Raw genomic sequence first — 12,559 nt, 5'->3', positions numbered from 1 at the left:
TGGCGCAGGCAGGGCATGAAGGTCGCGGTCGTGTCAACCATGGGCGCCCTTGCATGAAGGCCATCTCAGCTTGGTGCGCGCCGCACTTCAGCGCGCCGACCGGGTGATCCTTACCCTCGTCGCAATTGAACGACGCAGACGAGAGTGGTTGCCACCGTGGTCTCGGTGAGAGGGGTGAGCGGCGGCCTGTGCGGCGCGGCCCAAGCCATTTCGACGGCGTGGGGGAGATTGGTGACGAAGCTCTTTTTCCAGACCGGCGCCGTCCGCCTTCTTCGGGGAGAAGGATTTTCAGCGTTGCAAGTGCCCCGGCTTGCCCGCGACCTCGACATACCGATCGGGATCATCGCCTTTCCGACAAGGCGCGAAGCCGATGGCTTGGCGATGTCGTCGCGCAACTCTCAGGCTGTCGGCCGCACAGCACAGAGCGTGGCGGCGCCAAAGCGAAATTCTCTTGAAGCGGCCGAGAGGTTGGCACCGCCACGCGAAGCTGTATTCGCCGCGGCGACGCGATCCTTGCCGCCGGCTACAGAGTCGTTGAATATCTCGAATTACGGGCCGGCGCCGAGAGGAGGCTGCACCGCCTCACCGAGCCGAACCAACGCACGCTTGATTTGTCCCAGCTCTTCGCCTCGCTCGCTATGTCGCGGCCCGACATACTGAAGTTCGACAGCCGGTTCAGAGATTCTTGATCTCGATACCGTATTTCCTCAGCGCGTAGCCAATCTGGCGCGGCGTCAGTCCAAGCAGGCGCGCTGCCTTTGCCTGTACCCAGCCGGATCTTTCCATGGCCGCGATGAGACGCTCGCGATCGGTCATCTGCGCGTCGCTTACGAGGGCTCCCCGAACAGGCGCTGGCAGTGCCTGCTGGCTGTCAACGGGCGGGGCCGCAAAGGCGGCCGAAGCAAAATCACCAGACGAACGCATGGCCGGGTTCAGTGGCGATGGTGCGATCGGCTCCGATTTCGGCGCAGTCTCCTTCGATGCGTGCTTCCATAGCATCGCGGAAAGGCATCGGCCGTGGCAGCAGTCAAAGTCGTTTCTGCCGATTGACGCTCCCGCTGCCAGGGTCGCTGTCCTCTGCACGCAATTTTCAAGCTCGCGGACATTTCCGGGAAAAGCACAGTTCATCAGCACTTCAGTCGCACTCGCATCGAAGACCATCGTACGGCCGTTCTCGCTGTTGAAATTCTTGAGAAACTCAGCGGCAAGAAGCGGAATATCACCGCGCCTTTCGCGCAATGGCGGCACCAGCAAGGGAACAACGCTGATGCGGTAATAAAGGTCGGCGCGAAACTCGTTCCTTGCAACCGCGTCTTCCAGGTTCCTGTTCGTGGCGGCAATCACGCGAACGTCGACCTTAATCGTCTGGTTGCTGCCGACGCGCTCGAACTCCTGCTCTTGCAGAACGCGCAGCAGCTTTGCCTGGAACGAGGCCGAAATCTCACCGATCTCGTCCAGAAACAACGTTCCCTTGTCGGCGAGCTCAAAGCGCCCCTTGCGCGAGTTGAATGCACTGGTGAAGGCACCCTTTTCGTGACCGAACAGTTCGGATTCCAGGACTGTCTCAGGGAGCGCTGCGCAATTGAGCTTGATGAACGGCCGCTTGGCGCGCCCCGACAGCTCGTGAACGGCCTTGGCGACCAGCTCCTTGCCGGTCCCGGATTCCCCGCGCAGCAAAACGGTGCTGTTGGACCTGGCTACTAACGCGACCTTCTCGAGCAGCCCGCGCAGCGCCGGGCTGTCGCCAACGATCCCCTTGACATTAGCCCTCTTGCCCTCATGCCCAGGCTGCTTGAGTTCGCCGAATTGCTTTTGCATCCCGATTTTCTCGGCCATCAGTCGCTCGCGGTCGGACGCGAACATGCGATGCAGCTTCACTGTCTGCCCAACCAGATTGGCGATTGTGGTAAGGAGGCGGAGGTCATGATCGAGAAGGGAACCTGATTTGTTGTCCAGGATGCGGTCGATGGTCAGCGTGCCCACGACGTTCGCATCGACGTGAATGGGTACGCCGATGAACGACACTTTCATGTTGTCGGACGCCCCGAGCACGTCCTTGTCGGCGGCGTTGAAGGCCGGATCCAGCGCTATGTTCTCGGCGACGAGCGCCATGCCCGTCGTTATGATTTGGTCGATCGCCGTCCGTGGCAGATGCTTCCGGTAGCGCTCATCGTTGTCTTCGCTCCAGCCGGCGCCGACGGTCATGTCCGGTATGCCGGTACCGTCGCAGAGCGAGATGATGCCGTGCCGCACCTGCACCAACGATGGCAGGAGATCGACGACGTTGGCCAACGTGGCTTCCAGCCCAGACGGAGCGGTGAGCGCTTTCGACGTTTCAAAGATGTCCAGCGCCCTCTCGTGCAACGGCACAATAGGGACCCCGTTATTCGTCTCGGACTTTGAATTGGGCCTTTTCATTTTTGGAAGCGATATGCAGCGTGACGAGATCTGCCTGGCACTTTACTCGGAGTTGCGAGCAGCGTGTTGCATGTGATCATCCATCTCGCGCCATGAAATCGATGCTCGAGGCAAGTGCGCCTATCCTCCAGCGCGTGGATGTCCTTGGCGGATCGCATTCGTGGGCGTCTTCGCTCCGCAGGCCACTGCACAATCGACGAGTTTGCTCGCCTCGACCTGGCACGCGGGGACTCATTGAAGCACGAAAAGGCGTTGATGAAGATAGTCGTGACGATTGATCCATCAGCAAGACGGACGTCTGCAGCCGGCTTTTCGCGAGCAATGAAATTGCCATCGAGATGATAGCTAATGTCGATGCCAGTCAGGCCCGGGCCGCGGGCAAGTGCGGTCCTGGCAAGTTGGGGCGGCGTCATGCGGTCGATCGCAAAGCGGAGCGATGCTTGACGCATGGCTTTCCTTTCTCTTCCATGAAGTGCGGGTCGTCGTTCTCGGCTGACTGGCTTCCGCCGCGCAGCAATCATTCGTTGTTAAACGAGACCGGAATGAGGCAGGTGAGTCAATCAAACTCCCGCTGCTTTTCTTTCATGAATGAAAGGAAATTAGGCTCTCATGATAGTATTTTATCAGTTTTTCAGATGTTTTCCGGCAGATAGATCTCGAACGGAAGAAAAGTCTGCCCAAGCGTCTCCGAAGTGCCGACCTTGATGGCCTGGGCCATCAGCGTCATCAGTTCCTGGCAAAGCAGGCGCTGGGGCGTGGCGACCGACATCGTGATCATGCCATCTGCGAGTGCAGCCCGTGACTCCGGCGTGATCTCGTTAACGATCGCGACGAGACCCCGGCTTTCGCCTTCTTCACGGAGCGCGGAGATCGCTCCCTCCATACCTCCGCCGGCCACATAGAAGCCGGTGAGTTCGGGTTCCCGTTGCATGAGATCCAGCGTGGCCTCGTAGGTGATCTGCCGTGCCTCAAGGTTCACGAGCGGATCGAGCAGCTCGAATGTCGGTGCATTCTCACGGAAATAGGAGCGAAAGCCGACCTCCCGCAGCTCCTGCCCCTGAAAACGGTGGCTGCCGACAAAAACCGCCACCTTGCCCGGCCGTCTTGCGACCTTTGAAAGCATCCACGCTGTCGTCCGCCCGACCTTGCGGTTGTCGAGGCCGATATAACCCTCACGAACACCTTCGGCGAAATCGGAAAGCAGCGAGAAAACGGGGATGCCTTTTGCCTTGAGTTCTTGGACGGCTGCCGTGATAGCCGGATGGTCCGGCGCCACCATGGCGATCGCGTGACATCGCGCGCCGAATTCCTTGAGCAGTGGAACAAGGTCGCACGGCATGTGCGACGGCGCGAATTCGATGAGCGAAGTGCCATGGAAGCACTTCGCCGCGTTGACCGCCGCTTCGACCTCACGCGCGAAGCCCTGGTAGAAGTGGTGAGTCGGTTTTCTCAAGATGAAGCCAAGCCGATATTGCGGCAGGTCCGGCTGCAGGCGCTGCTTGATAAGACCTGCGGCGTGATATCCGATGGCCTGTGCGGCCGCTAAGACCCGCTGCGCAGTCTCCTTCCGCACCGGATGACGGGCATTCAGAACTCGGTCAACGGTGGCAACACTTACCCCTGCTTCCCGGGCGATATCAGCAATTATAGGTCGCTTCGCCATTGTTCGAGTCTGATTAAACGACATCAAGAAGAAATCCGGCAAAGGTCGGTTCAGTAAAATCTGTCATTCCTGCATTGATCCTGTTCGCTACCGAATTCTTGTCGTGGCGTGGTGCGAGGTAGAAGCCGAAACGTAGAGCGTGGGCGAATTGTTCAGCCGTGCCGACGGCTCCGATCGAGCTCCGCGCCCGGTTCCACGAACCGTCGCAAACTTCGGAGGCATTAAGCGCATCATCGATGGCTTGTGTGTCGTGACCGGTGCAAGACCTTCGCAAGGCGCAGATGATTTTGCACCCACTGCATTTCGGGTTTCTTGATTTCATCGGCCCGCGAGAGTTTGTTTGGAACCCGCGGCCCGATCGTCCGGCGTTTGGGACCAGCCAGGCGATTCAACCGGCAGCGATGCTGCCGAGTTGCTCGGCGCGGGCGTTATCAGTGGCTGGCCGGTTGATGTCTCGGCAGGCTGGTGGCCGCAGAATGCAGCTTTCAATTGCGCCTGATCCAGTTCGCCTTCCCAGCGGGCGACGACGAGCGATGCCACCGCGTTACCGACCAAATTCGTCAGTGCCCTGCATTCCGACATGAAGCGATCGACGCCAAGGATCAGCGCCATTCCAGCAACGGGAACTGCCGGCACTACGGAGAGCGTAGCGGCCAACGTGACGAAGCCGGCACCTGTGACACCTGCTGCACCCTTGGAGGAAAGCATCGCGACGAGCAGCAGCAGGACCTGATCGCCAACTGACAAATCCGTATTCGTCGCCTGCGCGATGAAAAGGGCCGCGAGGGTCATGTAGATATTGGTGCCATCCAGATTGAAGGAATATCCGGTCGGGATAACCAGGCCCACGACCGAGCGCTTGGCGCCGGCCTTTTCCATTTTCTCCATGAGAGAGGGCAGCGCAGCCTCGGAGGAGGACGTTCCGAGGACCAGCAGCAGCTCTTCCTTTATGTAGCGGATAAGAGAAAAGATCGAGAAGCCGTTGTAGCGACAGACTGCACCGAGAACCCCGAATACGAAGAGGAAGGCCGTGAGATAGAAGGTCCCGACCAGCATCGCAAGGTTGGCTACCGAACCGATGCCATATTTGCCAATCGTGAAGGCCATTGCTCCGAAAGCACCGATCGGCGCGGCTTTCATCAGGATGCCGACCAATTTGAAAACGGGTGCAGTGAGGTCCTGAAGGAAGGAAAGAACCGATTTGCCCGATTCTCCGACCATCGCCAGCGCGATGCCGAAGAGGACGGAGAAGAACAACACCTGTAGAATGTCGCCTTCCACAAAGGCGCCGACAATCGTGGTCGGGATCATGTTCATGAGGAAGCCGGTCACGGACTGCTCATGGGCCTTTGAGGCATAGCCATTGACGGCTTGGACGTCGAGCGAGGTCAGATCGATGTTGAGGCCGGCGCCAGGTTGAATGAGATTGCCGACGATGAGGCCGACGATAAGCGCGAGCGTCGAGAAGGTGAAGAAATAGACCATCGCCTTGCCGGCAACACGGCCGACCTTCTGAAGATCGCTCATGCCGGCAATTCCAGTCGACACGGTCAGAAAGATAACGGGCGCGATGATCATCTTGACGAGCTTGATGAAGGCATCGCCGAGCGGCTTCAGGTTTTCGCCGATTTGCGGATAAAAATGGCCAACCGCAATTCCGAGGAGGATTGCGACAAGCACCTGCACGTAAGGCTTGGCAAAAAGGGTCTTGCGGGGTGCGCGCTTTACGCTTGGAGCCAGTGGGGTCAACATGTAAGTTTTCTCTCCCTGACCGGTTTGGGGCGGGCTGTTCCTCCCCGCGCGGCTTCTCCCATCGCGGCGCCCCGGTCGAACGCTGCTGCGTTGTTGACCGCAATAGCCGTGCCAAGCCAAGAGAGCGCGGAAATCGCCGGAGCCTCAGGTATCTTCAACAAATCGCGCAGCAAGATTGTGCGGTTTTCCGCACGGATCGCCTTCCCTTCTGGCGGAACCCCGCACTATGGTTCGTCAATGATCGGTTTTAAGAATACGATGGCAGAAGAAGAAGACATGGGTAATGGCGCCTTCCAGCGCGCCCCTTTGGTCTTCCCTGGTAGATCCGGCGGTCGATCTCTCTGGCTTGTGGTTTTGCTTGCAATTCTTGGTGCGGCGCTCTGTTTCGTCGTCTTTGCAACGGGACGCATCGCCGGCACCAGAGCAGAGTATGCCCTACGCGACCGTGCTCTTGCCGCGTTCCCGCTTGCAGCCGACAGTTTGAAAGGAGAGATCGAGAAGCAGCGAATGATTCCGCTGGTTCTGGCACGCGACGGTGCCGTTCAGGAGATGCTTCTCAGTCGGAGCACTGCCAACGAAGCCGCGCTTGATGACAAGCTTCGCGCCATCGCGCGCGACGCCGGCTCTTCTATACTCTACATCATTAATCCTGAGGGCGTAGCGGTTGCTGCGAGCAACGCCGGCGAGCCGACCAGTTTCGTCGGCAGCGATTACCGCTTTCGCCACTACTTCACCGAGGCGATGGCGGATGGCGCGGCTATGCAATATGCGCTCGGCACGGTTAGCGCGCGCCCTGGTCTCTATCTGTCGAGCCGGGTCGATGGGCCGGAGGGGCCGCTCGGTGTGGTTGTGGTGAAGGTGGAGCTCGACCGCGTCGAGTCGCGTTGGCTGGAGAGCGGCTTCGTGGTCTTCACGACCGATGAGCGAGGCGTGGTTCTTGCCACGAGCGTGCCCCAATGGCGTTTTGGCGCTCTCTCACCGCTTTCCGCAAAGGAGAAGCAAACCGCTCGCGATCGTCTGCAGCTACCGGGCGTGACTTTCGAGCCGGTGCCGCTTTCCCGCCGCGGCGACAACCTGGTCACCGCAACTCCTGAGAGTCGATCAGCCGGTTTCGTTGCGGTTTCGCAGGATCTCGGCAAAGCAGTTCCGGGCTGGCGCATGTCGTTGCTCATCCCCGCCGACACCGAGATCTCCTCGGCGGTCATGACAGCCCGCGTGACAACGCTGCTGGCCCTCGTTCTCGTTGGATTCGTCGCTTTCATCATTGTTCGACGGCGGCGGGCGGCCCGGCAGCGGCAAGAAGTGCTTGTGTTGCTGAATGCGGAACTGGAGCATCGCGTCGAACTGCGCACTGCGGAGCTCCAGCGCTCGAACGAAGCGCTCGCCGGTGAGATCGCCGAGCGAGAGAACGCTGAGGCAAGAGTGCGCCGCCTGCGCGACGAACTCGCCCAGGCGAACCGCTTGTCAATCCTGGGACAGATAACGGCCGGGGTCGCCCACGAGATCAACCAGCCGGTCGCCGCAATCCGCACCTATGCTGAAAATGCCGCGCGTCTTCTAGGGATCGGCCGGTCGCAAGACACCGCCGAGAATCTGACCTCGATCGTCGCCATGACCGGCAGGATCGGCACGATCACTGAAACGCTAAGGTCCTTTTCCCGCCGCGCCAGCGGATCGATGGGACCGATACTGGCGGACGACGCGATCGACGGCGCTCTGTCGCTTCTTTCAGGCCGAATTCGCGATTCCGGGGTGACGATTGAACGGAAGCGGATCGATCCGTCTCCAATTGTCATGGCAAGCCGCATGCGACTGGAGCAGATACTCGTCAACCTTCTCCAGAACGCGCTTGACGCTCTGAAGGATCAACCGGAGCCCCGCGTCGAGATAGCGCTCGCCGAAAACGGGGAAATGGTCGCTATTTCCCTTCGGGACAACGGCCCCGGCCTTGCCCCCGACATTCGCAGGAGCCTCTTCATGCCGTTCGTTACCAACAAGGAAAAGGGTCTCGGTCTTGGCCTGGTCATTTCGCAAGAGATCGCACGTGAGCTCGGCGGCTCGTTGCGGCATGATGATGCCGGCCACGGGAGAGGGACTTCCTTCACGGTCGAGCTGAGGCGAGCGGCATGAGTGCTGAATCAGGACCGGTCATTTTTATCGACGATGACGAGGATGTGCTTCGCGCAGCCACGCAGATGCTGAAGCTTGCCTCGTTCTCACCGAGCGTGTTCGGTTCGGCCGAGGCCGCACTCGCCAGAATCGACGGGAACTTCGATGGCCCTGTCGTGAGTGACATCCGTATGCCCGGGCTGAACGGACTTCAGCTCTTCGAGCGAGTGAAGGCGATCGACCCGGAAATTCCGGTTGTCCTGATCACCGGGCATGCCGACGTCGAGCTGGCCGTTGCCGCCATCAAGGATGGCGCCTACGATTTCATCTCGAAGCCATATGCGAACGACCGGCTTCTCGTGACGCTGCATCGCGCTTCGGAAAAACGGCGCCTGATCCTGGAAAACAGACGTCTTAGGGATGCTATTGTCCGATCTGCGGGCGATATCCCGCTGATCGGGGAGGCACCGACCATGATTCGATTGCGCGAAACTCTCCGCCAGATCGCCGATACCGATGTGGATGTCCTTGTGGAAGGCGAGACGGGCACGGGCAAGGAGGTGGTCGCGGATCTGCTTCACCGCTGGAGCAGACGACGCACGAAGCCCTTCGTTGCCCTGAATTGTGGAGCGCTGCCCGAAAGCGTCATCGATAGCGAACTTTTCGGGCACGAGGCAGGCGCCTTTACTGGCGCGCAGAGGCGCAGGACCGGTCGCATCGAGCATTCGAACGGAGGGACGCTCTTCCTCGACGAAATCGAGTCGATGCCGCCAGCACTCCAGGTGAAGCTTCTGAGGGTGCTTGAGACCCGGCAGATCACGCCGCTTGGCACGAACGAAACCCGCAGCATCGACCTTCGTGTCGTGTCGGCTACCAAGGCCGATCTCGGCGATCCGGCCGCCCGCGGAGATTTCCGGGAAGACCTTTATTTCCGGCTGAATGTGGTGACGCTCCGCATCCCGCCGCTTCGCGAAAGGCGCGAAGACATCCCGATGCTCTTTGGGCATTTCCTGGAACGCGCCTCCAAACGCTTCAGCAGGCCAGTTCCGGACATAAGCGCTGGCGTGCGCGATCGCCTCGTGAGCCACAATTGGCCCGGCAATGTCCGTGAACTCGTGCATTTCGCCGATCGCGTTGCATTGGGACTTGAAGGGCTAGGCACGCCCATTGCATCAGGTCGAAAGGAACAAGCGGTATCAAGCCTCCCCTTGTCCGAGAAGGTCAGCCTTTATGAGGCGACTGTCATCCGCGATGCCTTGCAGGAATGCGGCGGCGACGTGAGGCGCACGATCGAAGTCCTGGGAGTTCCCCGCAAGACCTTCTACGACAAGCTGAAACGACATGGGATAGACGCGGCCGATTATCGAAAAACCGCCATTGGCTGAAGCCTTCTTGCTCGCATGTCGCGGAAAAGAAATTTCGCCATTCTCGTCCGACTCAAAGGATGCACTATGGGCCAGGTTCTGCATGGAGCGCCACAACGACAGAGGCGATCCGTCGAGCGATACAACATAGTGAAGCGAGCCTGAGGTCGCTTTCGAAGCGCTATGGCATCAACCCCAAGACGGTCGCGAAGTGGAGAAGCGGAATTCGACCCGATCTGTCCGCCGGCCCCAGGGAGTCGACAGTTCTGTCTGCCGAGGAAGAGGACCGTTGTTGTGGCCTTCCGCCCCAACAGGCTGCTGCCGCTCGACGATTGCCTCTACGCGTTGCAGCCGACGTCCCGCATCTGACGCGCTCTTCATTGCACCGCTGGCTGCAGGCAAGCATCGGCCGATTGCCAGATGTCGACGGCGACAGGCCGGCGAGAAGAGTCGAGAGAATGAACCGGACCATCAAGACGCAACCGTCAAGCGCTTCCACTACGACGATCGCGACCAACTGCGTCGGCATCTTGCCGACTTCGTCGCGGCCTACAATTTCGGCCGCAAGCTGAAGACCCTCAAGGGCCTCACGCCCTGCGAGTTCATCTGGAAGGCATGGGCTTCCCAGCCCGAGCGTTCACTTTCAATCCGCTCCAGCAAATGCCGGGACTAAACATTTAGCAAATGGCGGATGAGGTGCACGATGCAAGTTAGCACGTCGCCTGGGGAACGGTGCGCGGATCGCCTCCCTCTTGGCCAACCAGTTCCAGCTTGCCTTACCAGGCCCCCGCCAATCTCGTTGCGTTCTTGTTTAGCGTTGCAACAGATCCTTCAAAGAAATTCATGGAATCTTTGCGAGCGCAAATCGCTGTCAATGGTACGCTCATCACAACTTTCGAGATCAGTGGCGGCAGAAATCTGGTGTCGTTTTATGTTCCGCCGCCAAACAGCATACGATACTCGATATTGGCTACGACGACGATGCCATCGGCTTTGATGGCCGAAGTTGCGCCGTCGTTCAGGCTCTCACTGGGCAGTCGCCCGACATAAGCCAGGGCGTTGATGAAGGACGATGGCAGGATCTCGAGCAAGGGCGGGATCAGGGCCTCATGTTTGGATTCGCATGTTTTCGATCTCCGACCGAAAGGCATCATCAAGATGCTTGATCTCTTACGCCCGATATACCGCAAGACGGGGACATACGGAAACTTCGGCCGTGAAGAGCCTGAGCTCACCTGGGAGAAGACGGACAAAGCCGACGACTTGCTGCGTGAAGCAGGACCGGCAGCCGCGTGAGGGCTGATGGATCAAGCGCATGCGGCAACCCATTTCAACTCGCTAGGCCCGCGCCCGGCCGCGGCACGCGCTTCGACATCATGCTGACGGCTGTGTGATCGACACGGGCGGTTACCGGAAAGGCGACAAAAAAGTGCGTTACGAGATCGTTATCATCGGAGGAGCCATCGTCGGCTCTTCGATCGCCTACTATCTGCGTGAAGAAGGGTTTTCCGGCTCGATCGCGCTGATCGAGCGCGATCCGCAGTTCGCGCACGCGGCAACGACGTTGTCCTGCGCCTCCATTCGCCAGCAATTCTCGATCCCGCAGAACATCCGCCTGTCGCAGTTCACGCTGAAACTGTTCCGACGGCTGAAGGAAACCTTTGGAGCTGACGCCGATATCGGTTTCCGCGAGGGCGGCTTTCTCATTCTCGCCAGCGAGAACGGTCTGCCGATCCTCAAAGCCAATCACGAGGCGCAGAAGGCCGAGAGCGCTGACATCGTGCTGGAGGACGCCGACCAGCTTACCCGCCGCTTCCCTTGGCTGTCGACCGAAGATATATCCGCCGGCGCCTATGGCCGCAGCGGCGAAGGCTGGTTCGACGCGCATGCCATGCTGACGCTGTTCCGCAAGGCGTTGCGCAGCAAGAACGTGGACTTTATGACCGCCTCGGTCATCGGCATCGAGCGACAGGGCCACCGTGTCACCAGCGTCAGGCTCGACAATGGCGAGACGATCGAAGCCGGCACCGTCATCAATGCCGCCGGGCCGAATGCCGGCAAGGTCGCTGCCATGGCCGGGCTGGCGCTGCCTGTGGAGCCGCGCAAGCGCAACGTCTTCGTCTTCGAGGCGCGCGACAAATATTCTGATATGCCGCTGCTGGTCGATCCCTCCGGCATCTATGTCCGGCCGGAAGGCTCGGTCTATCTCACCGGCGGCGCCGAAACGGAAGAAGGCGACGGCCCGGCCGACCCCACCGATTTCGAGGTCGACTGGCCGCTGTTCGAAGAGGTGATTTGGCCGGTGCTGGCGACCCGCATTCCGGCCTTCGAGGCCATCAAGCCTACCCGCGCCTGGGCCGGGCACTACGATTACAACACGCTCGACCAGAACGCGGTGATCGGGCCGCACCCCAAGGTGAAAAATTTCCTCTTCGCCAACGGATTTTCAGGCCACGGTCTGCAGCAGGCCCCGGCGGTCGGCAAGGCGCTGGCCGAGCTTCTCGTGCATGGCGGCTACCGCACGGTCGATTGCTCCGCGTTTGGGTACATCCGTGTCGCCGAAGGGAGGGCGTTTAGGGAATTGAATGTGATCTAGCAACAACGGCGCCGCGACGGTCTCCTTTGGTGCCGGCGGGACAGAGGGGCGCGAAGGTTCGCGACAGGCGGTGCCCCGGTACAAAGGCCTTGATGTTTAGCTTGCCCTGTTCGGTTGGGATCTCCGCAATATCAATGTGGAAGAAGCCGATGCTTGCGCTGCAGACATAGGTGCAATGAAGAGCGCGTCAGATGCGGGATCGTCGGCTGCAAGGCCGTAGAGGCAATCGTCCAGCGGCAGCAGTGTGTTGCGGCGGAAGGCCACAACAACGGTCCTCTTCTACGGCAGACAGAACCTTCGATCTCGGCTCCCTGGGGCCGGTGGGCAGATCGGCGGTCGAACTCCGCTCCTCCACTTCGCGACCGTCTTGGGGTTGATGGCATAGCGCTTCGAAAGCGAGCTCAGGCTCGCTTACAGCTCGACGCATCGCCTCTTTCTTTGTGGCGCTCCCATGCAGAACCTGGCCCAGTCGAAACTTCGTGGCCGCGGCCCGCGCTCATGGCCGGCTCACTTAGGTCGATGCTGCGTGCTGTCACCGTGAGGTTCCGCTGGGGTTAGCGGTGCGTCGAGCACAGCGAGAGGGTTCACAGCCAACGCTCTGGAACCCATGTCACTAGCCATCCATGGCGTGGATGCGTTTCATCGAAACAGACGATT

The 12,559-nt window shown here is 60.0% G+C and carries 8 protein-coding genes and 3 pseudogenes; 6 read left to right on the top strand and 5 right to left on the bottom strand.

Annotated features, from left to right (window positions below; translation table 11 throughout):
- Nucleotides 1-144 precede the first annotated feature (144 nt).
- A complete protein-coding gene (locus EB230_RS31675; RefSeq protein ID WP_209444691.1) occupies nucleotides 145-660 on the top strand; it encodes a pantoate--beta-alanine ligase in 516 nt (171 codons plus the stop codon).
- Nucleotides 661-675: 15 nt separating this feature from the next.
- On the opposite strand, the gene nifA is transcribed toward EB230_RS31675, so the two are convergent.
- The 3 genes from nifA to EB230_RS31660 all read right to left on the bottom strand — a co-directional run bounded on the left by nifA (nucleotide 676) and on the right by EB230_RS31660 (nucleotide 5,833).
- Entirely contained in the window at nucleotides 676-2,418 is a 1,743-nt protein-coding gene (nifA, locus tag EB230_RS31670) for a nif-specific transcriptional activator NifA (RefSeq protein ID WP_172374845.1), read from the bottom strand.
- A 631-nt stretch (nucleotides 2,419-3,049) separates the two neighbouring features.
- Entirely contained in the window at nucleotides 3,050-4,081 is a 1,032-nt protein-coding gene (locus EB230_RS31665; RefSeq protein ID WP_006333923.1) for a LacI family DNA-binding transcriptional regulator, read from the bottom strand.
- Nucleotides 4,082-4,399: 318 nt separating this feature from the next.
- Complete coding sequence (locus tag EB230_RS31660; protein ID WP_172374843.1) at nucleotides 4,400-5,833, bottom strand: dicarboxylate/amino acid:cation symporter; 1,434 nt, start codon at nucleotides 5,831-5,833, stop codon at nucleotides 4,400-4,402.
- A 276-nt stretch (nucleotides 5,834-6,109) separates the two neighbouring features.
- On the opposite strand from EB230_RS31660, the gene EB230_RS31655 reads away from it, so the two are divergent.
- The 3 genes and pseudogenes from EB230_RS31655 to EB230_RS31645 all read left to right on the top strand — a co-directional run bounded on the left by EB230_RS31655 (nucleotide 6,110) and on the right by EB230_RS31645 (nucleotide 9,987).
- Nucleotides 6,110-7,963, top strand: coding sequence for a sensor histidine kinase (locus EB230_RS31655; protein ID WP_172375232.1), 1,854 nt, complete (start codon nucleotides 6,110-6,112; stop codon nucleotides 7,961-7,963).
- Nucleotides 7,960-9,327 (top strand): sigma-54 dependent transcriptional regulator, encoded by a 1,368-nt coding sequence (locus tag EB230_RS31650; protein WP_172374841.1) that lies wholly within the window; start codon nucleotides 7,960-7,962, stop codon nucleotides 9,325-9,327. The genes EB230_RS31655 and EB230_RS31650 overlap by 4 nt, the downstream gene beginning before the upstream one ends.
- A gap of 66 nt (nucleotides 9,328-9,393) precedes the next feature.
- Nucleotides 9,394-9,987, top strand: a pseudogene (locus EB230_RS31645) (IS3 family transposase).
- Between the two features lie 248 nt (nucleotides 9,988-10,235).
- Here EB230_RS31645 and EB230_RS32890 read toward each other — a convergent pair.
- Entirely contained in the window at nucleotides 10,236-10,463 is a 228-nt protein-coding gene (locus EB230_RS32890) for a hypothetical protein (RefSeq protein WP_172370972.1), read from the bottom strand.
- Here EB230_RS32890 and EB230_RS32885 point away from each other — a divergent pair.
- Nucleotides 10,429-10,602, top strand: a pseudogene (locus EB230_RS32885) (methionine adenosyltransferase domain-containing protein); the annotation flags it as partial. The gene EB230_RS32890 and the pseudogene EB230_RS32885 sit on opposite strands and share 35 nt — an antisense overlap.
- Before the next feature lie 133 nt (nucleotides 10,603-10,735).
- Nucleotides 10,736-11,902: an FAD-binding oxidoreductase gene (locus tag EB230_RS31630; RefSeq protein WP_172234410.1), complete on the top strand. Its 1,167-nt coding sequence runs from the start codon at nucleotides 10,736-10,738 to the stop codon at nucleotides 11,900-11,902.
- A gap of 91 nt (nucleotides 11,903-11,993) precedes the next feature.
- On the opposite strand, the pseudogene EB230_RS31625 reads toward EB230_RS31630, so the two are convergent.
- Nucleotides 11,994-12,371 (bottom strand): annotated as a pseudogene (locus tag EB230_RS31625) (IS481 family transposase); the annotation flags it as partial.
- Nucleotides 12,372-12,559 lie beyond the last annotated feature (188 nt).

It is taken from the genome of Mesorhizobium sp. NZP2234, assembly GCF_013170765.1.
Taxonomy (GTDB): Bacteria; Pseudomonadota; Alphaproteobacteria; order Rhizobiales; family Rhizobiaceae; genus Mesorhizobium; species Mesorhizobium loti_D.
The sequence above is the reverse complement of the archived record's forward strand: the minus strand, read 5'-3'. Positions and strand labels throughout refer to the sequence as shown.

Excerpts from the sequence above, each read along its gene's own strand:
- nifA (WP_172374845.1), bottom strand. The coding sequence starts at position 2,418 with ATGAAAAGGCCCAATTCAAAGTCCGAGACGAATAACGGGGTCCCTATT.
- EB230_RS31660 (WP_172374843.1), bottom strand. The coding sequence starts at position 5,833 with ATGTTGACCCCACTGGCTCCAAGCGTAAAGCGCGCACCCCGCAAGACC.
- EB230_RS31665 (WP_006333923.1), bottom strand. The coding sequence starts at position 4,081 with ATGGCGAAGCGACCTATAATTGCTGATATCGCCCGGGAAGCAGGGGTA.
- EB230_RS31655 (WP_172375232.1), top strand. The coding sequence starts at position 6,110 with ATGGGTAATGGCGCCTTCCAGCGCGCCCCTTTGGTCTTCCCTGGTAGA.
- EB230_RS31650 (WP_172374841.1), top strand. The coding sequence starts at position 7,960 with ATGAGTGCTGAATCAGGACCGGTCATTTTTATCGACGATGACGAGGAT.